This is a genomic window from Cytobacillus sp. FSL W8-0315, assembly GCF_038002905.1.
Taxonomy (GTDB): domain Bacteria; phylum Bacillota; class Bacilli; order Bacillales; family Cytobacillaceae; genus Cytobacillus; species Cytobacillus pseudoceanisediminis.
In genome coordinates this window covers 2652959-2670636 of the sequence record NZ_JBBOOC010000001.1, presented here as the reverse complement: position 1 = coordinate 2670636, position 17678 = coordinate 2652959, and the positions used below count along the sequence as shown (strand labels likewise).

At 41.9% G+C, this 17678-nt stretch carries 21 protein-coding genes, 1 pseudogene and 2 riboswitches; of the genes and pseudogenes, 5 read left to right on the top strand and 17 right to left on the bottom strand.

Translation table 11 applies throughout. The annotated features are described in order from the left end of the window. Window positions 1–189 precede the first annotated feature (189 nt). Together MKY20_RS13785 and MKY20_RS13780 are read left to right on the top strand one after the other, a co-directional pair. Window positions 190–903, top strand: a complete 714-nt coding sequence (locus MKY20_RS13785; protein WP_256815923.1) for an MFS transporter — start codon at window positions 190–192, stop codon at window positions 901–903. Further along, window positions 858–1415, top strand: a complete 558-nt coding sequence (locus tag MKY20_RS13780; protein ID WP_341003340.1) for an MFS transporter — start codon at window positions 858–860, stop codon at window positions 1413–1415. The genes MKY20_RS13785 and MKY20_RS13780 overlap by 46 nt, the downstream gene beginning before the upstream one ends. A gap of 52 nt (window positions 1416–1467) precedes the next feature. Here the strand turns inward: MKY20_RS13780 and MKY20_RS13775 are convergent, their stop codons facing one another. Then, a complete protein-coding gene (locus tag MKY20_RS13775) occupies window positions 1468–2379 on the bottom strand; it encodes an SDR family oxidoreductase (RefSeq protein ID WP_009333691.1) in 912 nt (303 codons plus the stop codon). A 137-nt stretch (window positions 2380–2516) separates the two neighbouring features. On the opposite strand from MKY20_RS13775, the gene MKY20_RS13770 reads away from it, so the two are divergent. Next, window positions 2517–2690: a hypothetical protein gene (locus MKY20_RS13770; protein ID WP_009333690.1), complete on the top strand. Its 174-nt coding sequence runs from the start codon at window positions 2517–2519 to the stop codon at window positions 2688–2690. Window positions 2691–2723: 33 nt separating this feature from the next. On the opposite strand, the pseudogene MKY20_RS13765 reads toward MKY20_RS13770, so the two are convergent. The 8 genes and pseudogenes from MKY20_RS13765 to MKY20_RS13730 all read right to left on the bottom strand — a co-directional run. Next, window positions 2724–2988: pseudogene (locus MKY20_RS13765) on the bottom strand (YnfA family protein); the annotation flags it as partial. A gap of 67 nt (window positions 2989–3055) precedes the next feature. After that, window positions 3056–3781, bottom strand: coding sequence for an MOSC domain-containing protein (locus MKY20_RS13760; RefSeq protein WP_009333688.1), 726 nt, complete (start codon window positions 3779–3781; stop codon window positions 3056–3058). Between the two features lie 198 nt (window positions 3782–3979). Next, window positions 3980–4189 carry a DUF2187 family protein gene (locus MKY20_RS13755; protein WP_009333687.1) on the bottom strand — a complete coding sequence of 70 codons (210 nt, stop codon included), beginning with the start codon at window positions 4187–4189 and terminating at the stop codon, window positions 3980–3982. Between the two features lie 103 nt (window positions 4190–4292). Continuing rightward, entirely contained in the window at window positions 4293–4577 is a 285-nt protein-coding gene (locus tag MKY20_RS13750) for a YrhK family protein (RefSeq protein WP_019382684.1), read from the bottom strand. A gap of 76 nt (window positions 4578–4653) precedes the next feature. Then, window positions 4654–5382 carry a ZIP family metal transporter gene (locus MKY20_RS13745; protein ID WP_019382683.1) on the bottom strand — a complete coding sequence of 243 codons (729 nt, stop codon included), beginning with the start codon at window positions 5380–5382 and terminating at the stop codon, window positions 4654–4656. 119 nt (window positions 5383–5501) lie between these two features. Next, entirely contained in the window at window positions 5502–6092 is a 591-nt protein-coding gene (locus MKY20_RS13740; protein WP_071155708.1) for an NADPH-dependent FMN reductase, read from the bottom strand. 23 nt (window positions 6093–6115) lie between these two features. Continuing rightward, window positions 6116–6964 carry a VOC family protein gene (locus tag MKY20_RS13735; protein ID WP_251156132.1) on the bottom strand — a complete coding sequence of 283 codons (849 nt, stop codon included), beginning with the start codon at window positions 6962–6964 and terminating at the stop codon, window positions 6116–6118. A 17-nt stretch (window positions 6965–6981) separates the two neighbouring features. Continuing rightward, window positions 6982–7386 (bottom strand): DoxX family protein, encoded by a 405-nt coding sequence (locus MKY20_RS13730; RefSeq protein ID WP_019382680.1) that lies wholly within the window; start codon window positions 7384–7386, stop codon window positions 6982–6984. Window positions 7387–7533: 147 nt separating this feature from the next. Here MKY20_RS13730 and MKY20_RS13725 point away from each other — a divergent pair, with 147 nt between their 5' ends. After that, on the top strand, window positions 7534–7839 hold the full coding sequence (locus MKY20_RS13725; RefSeq protein ID WP_019382679.1) for a winged helix-turn-helix transcriptional regulator: 306 nt from the start codon (window positions 7534–7536) through the stop codon (window positions 7837–7839). Between the two features lie 577 nt (window positions 7840–8416). Here MKY20_RS13725 and MKY20_RS13720 read toward each other — a convergent pair. Further along, on the bottom strand, window positions 8417–9286 hold the full coding sequence (locus MKY20_RS13720; protein ID WP_009333680.1) for a 5'-methylthioadenosine/S-adenosylhomocysteine nucleosidase: 870 nt from the start codon (window positions 9284–9286) through the stop codon (window positions 8417–8419). A 129-nt stretch (window positions 9287–9415) separates the two neighbouring features. Then, window positions 9416–9519: riboswitch (purine riboswitch) on the bottom strand. A 139-nt stretch (window positions 9520–9658) separates the two neighbouring features. After that, the gene (gene brnQ / locus MKY20_RS13715) at window positions 9659–11011 is read right to left on the bottom strand and encodes a branched-chain amino acid transport system II carrier protein (protein ID WP_251267114.1); all 1353 of its coding nucleotides are present in this window, start codon (window positions 11009–11011) and stop codon (window positions 9659–9661) included. Between the two features lie 294 nt (window positions 11012–11305). Between brnQ and MKY20_RS13710 the strand changes: the two genes are divergently transcribed. Further along, the gene (locus MKY20_RS13710) at window positions 11306–11965 is read left to right on the top strand and encodes a GntR family transcriptional regulator (protein ID WP_009333678.1); all 660 of its coding nucleotides are present in this window, start codon (window positions 11306–11308) and stop codon (window positions 11963–11965) included. 45 nt (window positions 11966–12010) lie between these two features. On the opposite strand, the gene clpP is transcribed toward MKY20_RS13710, so the two are convergent. The 6 genes from clpP to MKY20_RS13680 all read right to left on the bottom strand — a co-directional run bounded on the left by clpP (window position 12011) and on the right by MKY20_RS13680 (window position 17429). Then, complete coding sequence (gene clpP / locus MKY20_RS13705) at window positions 12011–12592, bottom strand: ATP-dependent Clp endopeptidase proteolytic subunit ClpP (protein ID WP_071155714.1); 582 nt, start codon at window positions 12590–12592, stop codon at window positions 12011–12013. Between the two features lie 26 nt (window positions 12593–12618). Next, window positions 12619–13293 carry a sigma-70 family RNA polymerase sigma factor gene (locus tag MKY20_RS13700; RefSeq protein WP_019382677.1) on the bottom strand — a complete coding sequence of 225 codons (675 nt, stop codon included), beginning with the start codon at window positions 13291–13293 and terminating at the stop codon, window positions 12619–12621. A 192-nt stretch (window positions 13294–13485) separates the two neighbouring features. After that, window positions 13486–14685 carry a phosphoglycerate dehydrogenase gene (locus MKY20_RS13695; RefSeq protein WP_019382676.1) on the bottom strand — a complete coding sequence of 400 codons (1200 nt, stop codon included), beginning with the start codon at window positions 14683–14685 and terminating at the stop codon, window positions 13486–13488. Window positions 14686–14752: 67 nt separating this feature from the next. Next, a riboswitch (ZMP/ZTP riboswitch) is annotated at window positions 14753–14831 on the bottom strand. Between the two features lie 283 nt (window positions 14832–15114). Next, a complete protein-coding gene (locus tag MKY20_RS13690; RefSeq protein WP_009333674.1) occupies window positions 15115–15828 on the bottom strand; it encodes a polymer-forming cytoskeletal protein in 714 nt (237 codons plus the stop codon). A 19-nt stretch (window positions 15829–15847) separates the two neighbouring features. Further along, a complete protein-coding gene (locus MKY20_RS13685) occupies window positions 15848–16471 on the bottom strand; it encodes a YhbD family protein (RefSeq protein ID WP_217032104.1) in 624 nt (207 codons plus the stop codon). A gap of 199 nt (window positions 16472–16670) precedes the next feature. After that, window positions 16671–17429 (bottom strand): GNAT family N-acetyltransferase, encoded by a 759-nt coding sequence (locus tag MKY20_RS13680; RefSeq protein WP_251267115.1) that lies wholly within the window; start codon window positions 17427–17429, stop codon window positions 16671–16673. Between the last annotated feature and the right edge of the window lie 249 nt (window positions 17430–17678).

The window sequence follows — 17678 nt, the reverse complement described above, 5'->3', positions numbered from 1 at the left end:
GTATAATGTGCTTTTAAATTCAGTCTTGCTTTCAAATTTGACCAATCATGTATTCCACATTCTTATGTGATTATCCTTTATAAAGAATGCCAAATCAGCAAATTAAAGATCTGAAGTTTCGTATTGCGAATTAAATTCAAAATCTTTAAAATAAAACAGAAAACATCTTTGAAAACTAGGGAGACACGCATGAACCGTAAAATTTTTCTGTATGTAAAAGCTTTTTCCGATTTGGGTACGTTCATGGACCTGATTGCCATTAATGTGCTCATGTATGCGGCCACCGGAAGCTCTGCCTGGCTTGCAGCGACAATGGCCATCAGGACACTTGGCGGCGTTTTATCAAGTCTTTTCTCAGGGGTTCTGGCCGATCGCTTTGACCGCCGAAAAATTATGATTTGGACAGATGTATTCCGGGCAGTCATCATTTTAGGCTTAATACCTTTTCCAAATCCAATCATGATTCTCATTGTCTGCTTCTTTATCGGATTGACATCAAGCTTTTTTGCAGTTAGCTACAGCGCAGAAATCCCTCAGATTTTTGGCGAGGATAAGGTACTTGAGACGAATGCGTTAATTTCCCGATTAACATCTGTCAGTCTGGTGTTTGGTTTTATCGGGGCTGGAGTCATAACTGATTTCCTCGGATACCAGATAACTTTAATCATTGATGCCGCCACATACGTCATTTCAGCACTCGTTTTATTAAAAATGAAATGGCAAACGTCGGAATCGGCTGTGAATAAAAAAATCAGCAGCGGCCTTAAAGAAAAACTGGCCAGCATTGGCAGGGATTTGAAAGAAGTTTATTCGTTTATATTACTTAAACCGATGCTGCTTCTGGTGAATATTGTCATATTGTCTTCCTCTCAGGCGCATTTGCAGGAGCTTCACATAACTTAGGGATTCCGCTGCTCGCTGAAAACATCGACAGCAGCAAACAAAGTTTCTATTACGGGTTGATTTGGGGCGTTTGGGGGATTGGTTCCGTACTGGCAACCATGATTCTGCCAAAGCTGAAAAGCCTGCAGGGGAGCCGTTTATATTATGCTTGTTTTTTTACAGCGATGCTTATGTCAGCAGGATTTATCACCTTCCTCTCAAATAGCAGCTTATGGATTATCCTGCCGTTTGCCTTTTTAACCGGTATTTTTGATGCCTGCTTTACTACTCTGCATGCGACAATCCTGCAAAAGACAGATAATCATATTAGAGGGAGAATTTTTGGAGTAGGCATGCTCTTAAAATCTCTAGGTTTTGCCCTCGGATTCGCTGTCGCTCCTGTTTTATTGGAGTCTTTATCATTATCTAAGATGGTATGGATATTCCATGGGTCCCTGATTACCACAGTCATTCTGGTGATTTTCTTTTCGAGAAAGCCGGTAAAGGCTGAACAGATGGGTCAAAATGTTTAAGAAGGAGAATTTGAGAACGGGCCTTCCCCTTAATCCTGGGGAATGGCCCATTTTATGAGGATGTAATCTGTCCTCCATTAACATGAAGGGTTTGCCCGGTTACAAATCTTGAATCATCTGATGCAAGGTATACAAAAGTTGGCGCAAGCTCAAATGGCTGTCCCTGCCGGTCCATCGGGTTGCCGGCTAATGTGACCTCGTCCGCGGAGAAACTGGACGGAATAAGCGGTGTCCAGAAACGGCCTGGAGCCACTGCGTTTACGCGAATCCCCTTTGCTGCCAAATTATTGGCAAGTGCCCTGGTAAAGCCAACATTAGCCGCTTTTGTCGCGGAATAGTCGATTAATTGCTCATTCCCATAGTATGCGACTACTGATGATGTATTTATAATTGAACTTCCGGCTTTTAAGTATCTGAGAGCTGCCCGCGTTGTGTAAAAATGAGAATACACATTCACTTTAAAGGTATCATCGAATTGTTCATCCGTAATATCGAGCAGGCTTAATTGCTGGAACTGAATTCCGACATGATTGCAAAGGATATCCAGTTGCCCGAAGGTTTGAATTGTTTTTTCCACAATGTCGGCGCAATGCTCTTTTTCCCTCACATCTCCCGGAAGCAATAAGCAGCTTTGCCCGATTTCTTCGATTCTTGATTTAGTCCGATTCGCATCCTCATGTTCATCCAAATACGAAATTGCTACATTTGCCCCTTCTTTTGCAAAAGCTATTGCCGCCGCAGCACCAATGCCGCTATCTCCTCCCGTGATGAGCGCCACTTTTCCCGCAAGTTTGCCTGTACCAATATAATTGGGATTCTCAATGATTGGTCTCGGAACCATTAGTCCTTCTGTCCCCGGCTGCCGAAATTGCCGCTGCTCCGGTACTGTAATCGCCACTTCTTCATAACGGGTTATTTTCCCATAATTAGGGTGCATGGGATATTCTTTTTTCCGATCAGGCATAGAAACCCTCCTAATATTCCACTCCCGACTAAAATATGCGGAAAATGCCCAATTTGTTCTCCCGATAAACGGGAATTTGCATCAAACCGGGCAGGAGTGCATAAAGTGAATGGAGAGATGCCGAGGAGGAGAAGGATATGGAGCCGTTTTATTACTCACCGGAAGTAAAATTTTTATTAGTCAGCCAGTCAGATGAAAAAGTGAAGGTTATGTATAATTCAAATGCTCAGAGTCTGCGATTGCCAGTGATAGGGATGAGGCCTCCTTTCTATTGTCACCCCACATATAAGCAATACTACCCTGTCATTTAAAATAAAAAGGTATAAAAAATAGCCTTGATGATTCGGTGCGAAGAGGTTCATAGAAGCCACCGCCAGACAAACTAATGCACCATTCAGTCATATAGATCCGGTGCCTTCTTGTCTATGCCCCAACCCCTGAGGATGGATAGAACTATAAAAAAACTCCACCACATGCAGCATACACTCTTCCAAAAAACGGGAAGGCCAGGAATCGCCTTATGATGCCAAAGATGAACCCGCTTTGCCGATTCACCAGGAATAAGCTTCCTTCCCATATCCATTCCCAAATTAAATAGCCTCCCCCCATTTCGGTTAAACCAGCCCGTACATATTTTCATTCCCGGAAACATTTATTGCTTCCAGTTTACATGTACTTAATCAAAAAGATAAACCTCATCCCCTGCCGAAATTTCACCTGTTTTCCTGACTGAGGAATACACACCGAAGTGATTATCCCTTTCACTGATAACCTTTTTATGCAAACTGGGATCCCTCTTTCCGCTCTCTGGATCTACTGTAATAATCATACACCGTTCGCAATGCCGCTTAACTTGAATCTCAACGCTGCCAATCTTCATTGTCTTCCCAAACCAGCTTTCCTCAATAAAAGGTTCATCTCTTAATAGGGAAATGACTAAATTCGGGCGAAACCGCTGGAAGTCCAGCTTGTCCTTGCCCCACAGCTCCTTCATTCTTTGCAAAGACGCGTCTGTCACTAATAGAATATTTTCTTCTTCAATTGCCCCTTCAGGTACATGGGCAGGACTATATTTCACTGGAGTGATTTTTCTGGAAGAATGCTCTTCCATTTCTTTTAGCAATTCTTTATTATCCCAGGGAATCCGTCTTCCGTCCGGAGTAGTAATTCTTACTGGAGGAAACATGTTCTCATTTTCCTCTCCCATAAACCCTGCTTTATACATGACCATTTCCGGAAACTGAGTAATCGTCAAATACTTCCCCGGCCTTGATTCATCCAGGTAGGCATGGCTGCGATCCCCATACAGGCCATAATTCATTACTTTTGTTTTTTCCACACTTTCCCCGTAAAAGCTTTTCACCGGATAGCGGACAATCTCTTTAACATGTCCTATTAGCACCTTCCACTCCACTCCCTTCAGCCAACAGAAAAACCCATGACAGCGTGTTGGGCTGTCATGGATATCATTTACTGCGGCCGTTTTGTTTGCCGCTTTGCTTTCTCATCCTTGTCCGATTGAATAATCTTTTCACGGACGTCAGGAGGTATGGACGCAGATGTTCTTTTTGGCTCAGATTTCATCTTTAACACTCCCTTTTTATTTAACGACTTTATAGCGCTTGTGGCTGATCACCGTTTTTATGGGCTCATCCTTTTTCGGATTAATTCCAAGCTCAACAATGACTGAGTTATCCCGTACCACGATTACCCTGCCTTTTTTTCCTTTTTCAGAACCGCTTAAAATGCTGATCGTATCGCCGACATCCGCTTTTTTTCCTTTGCTTACCTTTTCTGTTTCTTCAGTCATCGCCATTCTCCTTTAAAAACTTTTATTTTTTAGCTGGTTTTCGCTATGTCGCTAGTATTGCCGTTTCGCCCTTCCGTAAAACCCAATTCATGTTCAAATGGATTTACTCTCTCTTTGTTCCTGTTATCTTTTTAACATGAAGGTCCTTCAATATATTCAAGCCTGCCCTGATGATCATCATAATGCTTCCTGCAAGGAAAAACGATATCGAAACCGCCTGGCTGACATCTGTTAAAAATAATATACTTCCGATAAAATATAAAACACCCAGAAGCAGATCATTAATAAATGATACTACCCTATATCGCTTTTCAATGATCATTTCGTAGGCGCCTATCTCAATATGCACATCTTCCTGCTGTTCCTTTACAATATTTCTAATCTTCATGAATAACACCTCTGTTTTGTCTTTTCCACATAAGGTGTCAAACATTCATGATATAGGTGTTGTTTTCTGGAAAATTTCAAGAAAAATGATCAAGCACCAATGAAGCCAGCAAACCGATAGCTGCAATGAATCCGGTCATCGGACCACTGTCCTCAAAGGCTTCAGGCATCATCGTGGAAGCAACCATGGCAATAATTGCACCACCGGCAAATCCTGCAATTCCTGATATGACCTCTATTGAAGCTCCATCCAAAAATATGTATCCAGCCATCGAAGCAATTCCCGCAATGACAAATACCGAACTCCAAAGGAGGATCATTTTCTTTTTTGAATAGCCGCTCTTTTTCATTCCCGAGGTACTGGAAAGGCCTTCTGGAAAGTTGCTGATAAAAATGGCTGTCACCAATAGAAAACTCACCTTACCTCCTTCAAGCAGACTTGTCCCGATCATGATTGATTCTGGTATGGCATCCATGATGGTCCCCGCAAAAAGGACTATTCCGCTGCTGGCTGCTGCTTTATGGCCGGATCTTTTCCGGTTCTTAGCTCCCCTGTTTGAAATCATGATATCAAACAGGGTAAAGACAATGGCTCCAGCCACAAATCCAATGCCTGTCGGCAGTAAGCCGCCGTTATGGACTGACTCCCCAAGAAGCTCATATGAAGCAGCACCAATCAGGACACCTGTTCCAAATGCCATAATGTAACCAATCATTTTGTTTTGGATGGGCAAATACATGGCTGCCAATGCGCCTAAAAGGACAGCTGATCCAGAGACCCCTCCCCATAGTGCAGCATTCCACATCATGATCACCCCTTCCATTTTCTCTTGTTTCTTTAGTTATTTCCTTTTGATCCTTCCTAAAAACCGCTATTCAGAATAAGATTAAAAAAGCAGAACCTCGAAGGTTCTGCTTATAATCTCTATCTAATGGTTTTTAATGCACCGCTCCAGGATATAACCTGGTCAATCATTGCGTTCACATTATCGAGATGAAGATCTTGAGGTTTAAATACTGTGCCATTTTCAAAATCAGTAAATAATGACAATGTTGGATGCACGCGCACATCAGCTATCATCAATTCACCCATGATTCCGCGCAGATGTTCAGCAGCTCTCGCACCGCCGGTTGAGCCATAGCTTACAATTCCTGCAGCTTTATTGTTCCAAGGTTCACGAGCTAGATCAAGTGCATTCTTTAATGCCCCTGTAATACTGTGGTTGTATTCTTGAACGATGAATATAAATCCATCCAGACTGTTAAGCTTCTCATTCCATGCAGCAATTCCCGGTGAATCCGCTTCACCTAAGAATGGCAATTTGAAATCAGCGATATCTATAATCTCATAATTGGCATCCCCGCGTTTATCGGCAATTTCTTTAACCCATGATCCGACCTGAGGGCTAACTCTCCCCTGACGTGTGCTTCCTAAGATAATCCCAATGTTTAATTTCTCGTTCATTTTTTGTTCCTCCTTAGATTTTCTTCCAAATAATTGATTTAAAAAACCCATTACTCACACCACCTGATGACAATTTAAAATCCTAAAACGATTCGATTCCCCGAAGGGTCTTCGGTAATCACCTGATTATTTTCAACTGCTGCAGCCGCACCTATCTTTTTCAAATTTCCCACGGCCTGATCCCTGGCTGCTTCATTTTCAAAAATGAGTTTGAAGGATTGAAGCCCGACACTATTCGATGAAGGCTGCGGGGCTCCTACTCCATTCCATGTATTCAAACCAATATGGTGGTGATATTTTCCGCTCGAAATGAAAAGTGCCTGTTTGCCATATCGGCAGACTGCTTCAAATCCCAGCCCCTCTGTGTAAAACGTTTCGGTATTCGCCAGTTCAGCCACATGCAAATGGATATGCCCCATGACCGTACCGCCGGGCAGTCCTCTCCAGGACTGCTGCTGCCCAATTGACAGCAGATCAGGGAAGTCCAGGGGATCAACAGTCATATTTACTTCCCCGTTTTTCCATGTCCATTCGGAAGGGTTACGGTCAGTATAGATTTCTATCCCATTGCCATCAGGATCCGAGAGATAGAGCGCTTCGCTGACCAGATGGTCGGAAGATCCAAATTGCAGCCCAATCTCGACGAAATGACGCACGATCTTAGCCAAATCAGAACGCTTTGGGAGGAGCAGGGCGAAATGATACAAACCTGTTGTTCTTCCCAATGCAGGTTCAACATTTTCCGGCTGTTCGATGGTCAGTAAGGTACTATTGCCATCTGCAGTAAGCTGGGCAGTTCTGTCAGTCTTTGTTAACACTTTAAAGCCAATTGCTTCTTGATAGAAGGCCAGTGACCGTTCCAGATCCTGTACTTTCAGATTGACTTGAGCTACAAAGGTAATCGGTTTTTGATGAAAGTTCATGTAAATTTCTCCTCTCATTAGTTTGCCTTTGATTGTGTTAATTTGCTCCCAAGAGACAGTGGTGATTCCTTTGCTAATACAAAATAGATCGATGCAGCAAGCAAGATTAAATCTAATTCATATCCTGTCATTTGGCCGTTCCCAAGCAGGCCAGCGGGCAGCTTAGCAGTAAAGATAGCTCCCAGCATGATGAAAGCAAATAGTACAGAAACCATTTTTGTACCAATGCCCAAAATAAGCGCTATGCCTCCTGCCAGCTCGATTACAGCAACGGCATAAGCCATAAAACCAGGAATACCGATACTATCGAAGAAACCGGCAGTATTGCTTATTCCTCCCTGAAATTTTGAAAATCCATGAATAAAGAAAATAAATCCTAAAATCACACGCAGAATGAAATGACCTAATTCGTTTTTGTTCATGTTTTCCTCCTTGAATCATATGTTAGTTACTTACTTTATGTAAGTTAGTATAATATTGATATTTGTTTTCGTCAAGTAATCATTTTATAAAAAGTGATTTAATTATTTCTAGTTTATGACTATAATAAGAAACAAGGAGTGATTATTATGGAAAAGTCGCTAATTTGTCCAAGATTTGAAAAAGCCATTGGCATATTGAGCCAGCGCTGGACCGGATTGATCATTTATCAATTGCTTAACGGGCCGCAGCGGTTCTGCAGTATAGAATCCTCTATCGGGATAAGCGGCAAAGTTCTTTCAGACCGGTTAAAGGACCTGGAGAATGAGGGGGTCGTAAAACGCGAGGTTTACCCTGAAACTCCTGTTAGAATCGAATATTCCCTGACAGAAAAGGGCCTGGCCATGGAGCCGCTGATGAAGGAAATAGAAAAATGGTCGCAGAACTGGTTATAGGCTTAATTTATATATATATCAAAAAAGAGTCTTCCCTATTTGGAAGACTCTTTTTTGTGTTATCTCTTTGATCGTGTTTATTCCTATTTTGACTGGCGAGCGAGTTCGGACTCATCCTCTCAGAATCTTTCTTCTTCTGTCCGAAGGGGGGCCGTGTTCGGACTCATTCCCTCGGATTCTTGCTTCTTCTGTCCGAAGGGGGGCCGTGTTCGGACTCATTCCCTCGGATTCTTGCTTCTTCTGTCCGAAGGGGGGCCGTGTTCGGACTCATTCTCTCGGATTCTTGCTTCTTCTGTCCGAAGGTGCTCCGACTTCGGACTCATTCTCTCGGATTCTTGCTTCTTCTGTCCGAAGGTGCTCCGACTTCGGACTCAACTCCTCGGAATTATCCTTATCCTGTCCGAAGGGGGCCGTGTTCGGACTCATTCCCTCGGGTTCTTGCTTCTTCTGTCCGAAGGTGCCTCGACTTCGGACTCAATTCCTCGGATTCTTGCTTAATTCTGTCCGAAGGTGCTCCGACTTCGGACTCAATTCCTCGGATTCGTCCTTCTCCTGTCCTAATAAGTAAATAGCCAATTTACTTTCCTTTTATCTCTGAAATATACTGTTTTACGACTTCATATACGTAATCCTGGTTTGCAGCAGCAGTGTTGGGGTCGTATTGGCCTCCGTTTGTTTTGTTATTAGAAAGAATACGAATTCCCAGGAATGGAACATCGTATGCTCCGGCAATCTGCGCTGCTGCTGCGCCTTCCATTTCTTCAACCGATGTTCCGTAGTTTTCATGAAACCATTTGATGCGGTCAACTTCATTATTCCATAGGTCCGCTGAACCGATTGTCCCCTCGACTACTTTGCCCTTCTTGTGCTTATCTTTTACTGCTTTGGCAGCAGCAAGAAGGTCTTCATTTCCCTCATAATAACGAATCTTTTCTGCATCAGGGTCTTCACCGGCACTTCCCTCAGAAGCCATCAGGTCCATCGGGATCCAATTGGTTGGTTCAATCCCTTCCCCTTCTTCCAAATGACCAGTCTTCAATGATCCGATATTGACTGTTCTTTCTCCTAAAACGATATCATACACATTCAGGCTTGGGTCATGGCCGCCTGAAGTCCCCTGATTGATGATTGCGGCTGGATCATACTTTTCGATGGCGATTGCTGTGGCAGCCGCCGTATTTTCCATGCCTTTTCCGGTTTTAGCAACGATGACTGGGTACTTGTCCAGCTTTCCTTTATAAAAAACAAAGTTCCCTGATTTTTCTACTTTAACTTTATCTAATCGCTCAGCAAACTTTTCGGCCTCGATCGGCATTGGCCCTTGGATAAGAATTGGCTTTTGGGCACCTTCAGCCTCGGTTTCTAATTTTGCAGCCGAAGAGCATCCTGCAAGCATTGCTGCAGACAGTGCTGCAATCGCAGCGAGTGAAGCTAATTTCTTTTTCATTGTACGTTCTCCCCTTTTCTTGTTGTCTGATACACCCGAAGTTCTAACCATAGAAAAAGGCCTGTAAAAGCAGAATGATATCTACCTTCCAGACCATAGAGTTAAAGCAGCTGACATAAAGAATGCAGCCTTTTCTATACTTTAACCCGTAGTCCGGTTCTTTCATTGGGAACCAGGTAGAAACACTCAGACCATATTACCGAGCATATACGAGTGATGAAATTTGTAAGATTACAATGACAATATAACAAATAGCACGTGGGTTTTCAACTAAAATACGAACATTTAGTTCATATTAACTATTTAATATTCGCAATTCCACTATATTCATCCATAAAAAAACCTCCAGTATAAAACTGGAGGCTGTGATCATTATGCTGCTTTTTTTGCTTCAGCCGAAGGTGATTGGCTGTCATTCTTTATGGCAGAAGCAACGAGACCGATCAGACCGCCCGCGATAGCAGGGACAATCCATCCTAACCCAACATCATATAAAGGAAGGATCGCACCGAATAGGTCATTGATTGGCGCAAACGAAATGCCTGCTGCATTCAAACCATCAAACAAACTTACCACAAATGTGAAAAGCATGCTTCCCTGATAAACTTCTTTCTTGCCTTTAAAGATTGGGTGCAGGAAAGTAAGAGCCATCAATGCAATAGCCAATGGATAGATTCCCACCAAGACAGGCACGGAAATGGCGATAAGCTGGCTTAAGCCAAAGTTGGCAAAAACTGCGCTGAATAAAGATAAAACAATCACGAACATTTTGTAAGAAACTCTTGGCATCAGTTTATTGAAGTATGAAGAACAAGCTGTAATTAAACCGATGCTGGTTGTCAAACATGCTCCAAAAACAATGACACTTAATAGCAGCGCACCAAATGAGCCAAAGTAATGGGAAGATGCACCAGATAGAACCGCACCGCCATTATCCAATGTTCCTAGACCGCTGACACTTGAAGCCCCAATAAAGGAAAGCGATGTATAAATGACTGCTAATAGACCAGAAGCAATCACACCTGCTTTCGCAATGGATAACATGATATCCTTTTTAGTTACTGCGCCTTTTTCCTTCACAGCATTTACAACGATAATACCGAATACAAATGCTGCCAGTGCATCCATTGTCAGATAGCCTTCCTGGAACCCTTTAAAGAAGGCACCATTCATATAAGCTTCAGTCGGAGCCTGGAATGCACCCATTGGATTGAAAAATGCAGCACCGATTAAAACCGCGATTACAATTAGAAGAATTGGTGTTAAATATTTCCCCACGATATCAACAATCTTTGAAGAATTTAAAGAGAAAAATGCGGTAATTCCAAAGAAAATAACTGAACATACGATTAAGCCGATTGAACCGCTTCCTTCGGATAGATATGGCTTAATTCCAATTTCGTAAGACACTGTAGCTGTTCTCGGAATGGCAAAAAGCGGACCAATTGATAAGTACAGGGCCACTGTGAAGGCTAGTCCGAACAATGGATTGACGCGGCTCGCCAGTGATTGCAGATCACTTTTTCCCGAGAAGCCCAATGCCAGTATACCAAGAAGAGGCAAACCTACACCTGTGATGATGAAGCCAGCGTTCGCTGACCATACATTCGTTCCTGCCGATTGGCCAAGCATCGCAGGGAAAATTAAGTTTCCTGCCCCAAAAAACAAGGCAAAGAGCATAAAACCAACTGTTACAATATATGAGAATGGTATTTTGCTTGTCATTTCAATTCCTCCTATTAATCTGTCTGTCTTAAAAGATTTACTTATTTTGTTAAATTTAAATTTTCCGAAAAATTATTGCGCTGTAACATTATTATTTTTGTACGCTAGTAATATATTGCATAACTCAAGATAACATATCCAAAATACTTATGCAATATATCGCACAAAACTTTTTGTCGAATCATGCGATATATTGAATTTTTCAAGATACTTCTATATACTAAATTTATAATCTATTGGAAATAACTATAATTTCACAGATATATTGCATGAAATGAAAAGGTGGTTACAGCTATGCCGATACCCTCCAATTATTCATCACCTACCCGTGTGTCAGCCAAGGATCGCGCCTTCTCCCAAATCCAGGAGTGGATCATTGACGGCACACTCCAGCCGAAAGAAAAATTGAATGATGCCGATCTAGCAAAAGCATTAGGCGTCAGCCGAACTCCCATCAGGGAAGCTCTTCAGCTGCTGAATGTTCAGGGGTTCGTCGAAATGTTTCCCGGAGTTGGAACGCAGGTCACTTCAGTTAATCCTGAGGATATTAGTAAAATCCTGCCCCCTTTAGGCGTATTGCAGGCACTTGCTGCAGAATTGGCTGCTCCTGTTATCAGCCAGGAAACGATTAATATACTCAGGGATATTAATCATAAATTCGCTAAAGCTCTAATTGCAGGAGATACCTTCACAGCTTTGAAGCAGGACGAGAAGTTTCATAATATTATTATAGATCTTGCTCAGAATCCTTATATCTCGAATACAGCTTCCATGCTTCAGGCTCATGTCATGCGGCTTTACTACAATAAAACAATTATTTTGAAAGAACGTTCAATAGAAGAACATGAAGATATATTAAAAGCTTTTGAACAAAAAGACAGAGAAAAAGCCGGACACATTGCACGCGTCAACTGGCTTCGGGCAATTGATGAGTACTACTCCGAGGAAAAATGATCAAACTGAAAAAAGCAGCCTTCATCGGCTGCTTTTTCTTTTTTTCTAGCTTTTATAGATAATTTCATCGATAATCCCGTATTCCTTTGCTTCTTCGGCAGTCATGAAATAATCGCGGTCCGTGTCCCGTGCTACTTTTTCTATAGGCTGGCCAGTTCGTTCAGCAATAATTCCATTAATATGCTCCCTAAGCTTTATGATCCGTTTTGCAGATATCTCGATTTCGGTCGCCTGGCCTCTTGCTCCGCCAAGAGGCTGATGAATCATGATTTCACTGTTCGGAAGGCTGTAGCGTTTTCCTTTTTTTCCTGCCAGAAGAAGCATCGCACCAAATGATGCGGCCATTCCTGTACAAATCGTTCTCACATCAGGCTTTATATATTGAATCGTGTCAAAGATGGCAAACCCTGCGGTTGTCGAACCGCCTGGACTATTAATATAAAGGGAGATATCCTTTTCAGGAGATTCAGCTGCAAGAAATAGCAGCTGGGCAATCACACTATTGGCAACCACATCATTAATCTCTTCTCCTATCATGATAATCCTGTCTTTCAACAGCCGTGAATAAATATCATAAGAACGTTCTCCCTTGCTGGACTGCTCAATGACATATGGTATTGCTGTCACCTGTATCCCTCCTGTTCATTGCGGATCTATGCCGCCATACAGAGAGTATTAGAAGAAGATGGAACGCGCAGTACAGGCTTCTGGGCATGACTTTCAAGGGATCGCAGAAAAGGTATGGTTTTTATCAGGATGGACGGGTCTTCCGCTGCCACTGATTGCTGCAGCAGCTGAAATAACTTTTCTTCTTCCTCATTTGCAAAAGAATCCTCAGCCTCATCTTCCACTGGGTGCTGAAGCTGCTTCCGTGCACGGTTCAGCGAGGACTTCACTGCAAACTCAGTGGTCCGAAGTATATCAGCAATCTCTTTTGTTTGATATTGAAACCCTTCCTTCAGCGTGAAAACAACAGCCTGCTTTAATGTCAGCCTATTGAGGAGATGGGTGATTGCTTCTGTGCCATCAGGGCTGAACTCCTTCATTTCCCGTTCCGGCGCCTCTTGAAGCTTTTCCCGCTTTCTGTTTCTAAGAGTGTCAATCCAGCAATTATAGACAATCTTCTTTAAAAGAGCCTGATTAATTTTCTCAGGCGAATAGCTTCTATAAGCGCGGATGATTGCCTCATGGGCCAGATCGTCCCCGTCCCAGCGGTTCTGTGCAAGAAACCGGCTATAACGCTGCAGTGAAGGATAGATATCTGCAATACAGCTTTCCTTCTGCTTTATGGAATCCCTTGATTCAGCCTGAACTTTCCCTTGCTTCATAAACCTGTTCACTCCTTTAATACATCTCTGCTTCTATAACGGAATAAGAGAACAAAAAGATACGGGTGATTAATATTTTTTATCAGTTTATTCTAAGGATAGCTGATTTTATACTTGTCATATACCTTTTTTGATTCATTCCTTCGTGCAGTTAAAAAAAGCCCCAATCCCTGCGGAATTGAGGCTGTATTTTTATATAATTCGTGACTTGATAATGCCTTCAATTTGATTAATCTGTTCAAGCAGTCCAGGGATGACATCACCATTAACTTTATTATCGATATCGATCATGGTATACGCATATTCACCGCGGCTGCGGTTCACCATGTCCGCAATATTCAGCTGGTAGCTTGAAATAGCAAGTGTGATTTGGCCGACCATATTAGGAATGTTTTTATGAAAAGCAGTGACACGCCGCTTGCCTGTGTAAGGAAGAGCAGCATTTGGGAAGTTAACTGAGTTTTTGACATTGCCTGTTTCAAGGAAGTGCTTCACCTGTCGTGCTGCCATGACAGCGCAGTTTTCCTCAGATTCTTTTGTTGAAGCGCCAAGGTGCGGAATTGCCACTGCGTTTTTCATTTTCAGGATATTTTCATTTGGGAAATCTGTAATATACTTGCCCACTTTTCCGCTTTCAAGGGCGGCTGCCATATCTGATTCATTCACAAGCTCCCCGCGTGAGAAATTCAGAATATGAACACCATTCTTCATCATGCTGAATGTATCTTCATTGAACATTTCCCTTGTATCATCGGTTAATGGAACATGTACAGTGATATAGTCAGATTCTGCAAACACCTGCTCAATGGTCATGGCGCGCTGAACATTGCGGGATAAGTTCCAGGCAGTGTCAACCGAAATGAATGGGTCAAAGCCTACGACATCCATATCAAGTTCAAGTGCATCATTGGCCACAAGGGCCCCGATTGCCCCCAATCCGATCACACCGAGAGTTTTCCCCTTAATTTCTTTTCCGACAAATTGCTTTTTCCCTGCTTCTACAAGCTTAGGAATCTGGTCTCCTTCATCTTTCAGCGTTTTGGTCCAGGAGATGCCGGCAAAGAGATTGCGGGATGAAGCCATTAAGGAAGTAAGCACCATTTCTTTTACTGCATTCGCATTGGCACCAGGTGTATTAAAAACAACAATGCCCTGTTCAGTGCATTTCTCAACCGGAATATTATTCACACCCGCGCCTGCACGGGCAATTGCTTTTAATCGATCACCCAATTCCATTGAATGCATATTAAAGCTCCGAAGGACTATCGCATCCGGATTGCCGCTTTCATTATCGATTGTAAATTGATCCTTGTTAAACACCTCAAGACCGCTTGGCGCAATCGCATTCAGCGTTTTAATCGTCTTCACTCTGTCTAAAGTCATGGTACTCACTGGATTCTCCCCTTTTCAACTAACTTTGTCAGATTTTAAAACAGAAAGAGGCAAGGGTAGAATCCCTTACCTCTGCCCAGGCGAACGGCTTCGACACTATGTGCTCCCTCGCGGTGATCCGCGTTTCGCCAGTTACACATAGCCTTTTCAGTTTTTTAAATCTTATCAAAGTCTTCTGAAAACTTCAACCCTTTAAAGCGCTTACATTACTAAAATTATTTTTTATTTTTTCTACAGTATATTTTTCTTATTTTGTACACTATGCTTTTCGAAGTTAGTTATTAGGATAACATTTTCATTTCTGCAATGTACGCAAATAATTTCTGTTATCCAGTCATAAAAACAGCTTATAACATTTTATCTGTAAATAAAATTTGACTATCCGAAAGAAAATGTAAAAAACTGCTTCCCTGCACCTCTCTCCTTTTATCAGATTTTGCGAAGTTCTTTAACTTCCGCTTCTGCTGCACATTCATAAACACCAGAGTATTCCACAAGTCCGATCTCGCAATTTTTGCCGATTTTTACATTTTTCCCTCTTACGACAAGAGCTGCTGTGCCTTCGAGTTCGATGTCATCCCCTTCAATTAAATCCGCCTCCAGTTTCAAGGGAAAAATGGATTTGATTAATTTTAATAGGGTTTCTCTATGCTGTGTCACTTTAATTTTTCTGCCGCCGATTTCTTTCGCTTTACTGTCTCCAAAAAGCTTAATATCAATAGTTTCAGCGTTCAGTAAACCATCTACTGAAAATGTCCCTTCAGCACGGAAGACCTCCGCTTCACAGTCCCCTTCAATAGTTACTTTCCCATTCACAGCGATTACTTCGCATTTTACAGAGCCTCCGATAGTGGATCTTCCGGCGACTTCAAGGTTTTGACAGCTGACAGCTTCAGAAATGACGGCAGAGCCATTGATAACAAGGGATTCAGCTTTAACAGCTCCATGGATCTTTGCTGCACCACTGATCTTTCCCTTTTCAGTTTTTATGTTTCCAAGGACAGTGCCCGTCCCGTTACAATGAAATCTCTCGCATTCAATATCACTGTTTACCGTTCCCTTTCCATTTAATTCAACCTTCTGATATGTACCTCCATTAGACGATCCCACTCCATTAATTATTAAGTTCCCTAGTGTTTTCATATTCACAGCAAAATTCCCCCTATACCAATTTGGATTTTAATTCCTCTGCACAATGTTCTAACGATAAAGTGGCGGCCACTTTTGTTCCTTTTTCAAGCAGGACTTGTTCCCCGTTAACCGAAATCAGGCAGCTGGACATTCCAAGTTTGCGAATAAAGCAGATAACAGCTTTTGGCTGCTGCAGGATACTTTGATGATCACTCAATAACTGAAGAAGCATTTTCCCTTCCTCGATATGGATATCTCCGGATTCAAGCAGGATGGAAAGGATATAAAGCTTCAAAATCTCATGGTAATTGAATTCGTTAAGCTCTCCCTGTGTCTCGAGAAAGATATTCATAACCGGTTCAGAAGCTATCCCTTTAGCAATCAGGCTTTCCTTTGTCAGCTTCAGATTCGAAGCATTCAAGGAAAACAAATCTGCCAGCTCATCCAGTGAAAGGCTATCCTTCATCTTTTGTATTTTATCGACTCGCTCCAGAATTTTCTCTTTTGGGAAAAATGTCTCCTGCCCTGTAAAAGTTGATTTTCTGACAAACCAATCCTCCGGTATCAGGCTTTTCCTTTTCCACCGATAAAGCTGCCCATAAGAAATTCCAGTTAAATCAAGGACTTCTTTTTTTGAAATTAATTCATCGCTCAATTCCAGGTCTCCTTTCCGATGGTATGATTGTAACATAACACTGTTACGTTAAGAATATTGTATTATTCATTTTTTTCCGAGGTTTTTCGACAAAATCCCGATTTTACACCATGAAATCAATCCAGGATGAACTCCCCTTTATAAAACAGTGTTCTATTTAAACAAAAAGACCTGGCTCTCTATAGAACCAGGCTTCTCTTCATTCGTATATTTTTAATAGGTTATACTGCTTTCCAAGATACTGATAATTTTGCCTGCGGTACATTTCCTTTGGAGTATCTTCTCCATCTGCAATAAGTATGATGGTTTTATCCTGAAACTGATCCATCACGCATTTCTGCAGGCGCCTGCCGATGCCCTTTTTCTGAAAATCCTCATGGACCATCAATCCATCAATTTCAGCTGTGTATTCCTTGATAATTACATCTACTGATCCGGCAGCTTTCCCTTTATAATATGCAATGAACTGCTTAATCCTTTCATCGTTAAAATTCCTTAAATGCTGACCTTTCTTTTTCTCGGCATAATTAATCCCGTAAACCGAATCCTGCTCATGCTGAAATTCCAGATAATCATTCCATGTTTCATCCGTAACATTTTCGACAGTAATTTCATCCTTTTCCTGAACATCAGGAAAATCAGCTGGATGAATCGCAAATAATTCTAAATAACCAACCGTAAAATCAACATCCTTCTCAAAGCTGGCCAGAAGTTCTCCGGTAAGCTCCTCGTCATCAGGAAAATAAAATCTTACATGCTTTTGGCCATATTTTTGATGAAAAGTTCTTAAATATTGATGTGCCTCCTCAAACTCTTGAACAGAAGGCATTCTTTTAAAAGCAATAAAGTTGCTGTCATACTGAAGGAGCATGTCAGGGTTATGGTTGTGAATAAAAAGTTCATTTTCCAGTACTGTGTGTCCCGGTTTATGGATATTATTAAAAGTGATTTTTTCCATCGGCTTCTCCTAATATAGCAAACACTTTAGTTTTGCAAAAATTTATATTCTTTATCTGTAATAAGCAGATCATGGCAGCGTATTAATTATTCTTTAATTCAAAGGGTACTGCTGTTATCATAAGCACACAGGAAATTCCGGCCATGTTGAGAAATAACCTTGGAAACCTTCTTTTCATACTCTTCCACTTATCAAATTGGAGGAAACTACGGTCATTTTCCGCTTTTGGCACCTGCAGATATATAAGAG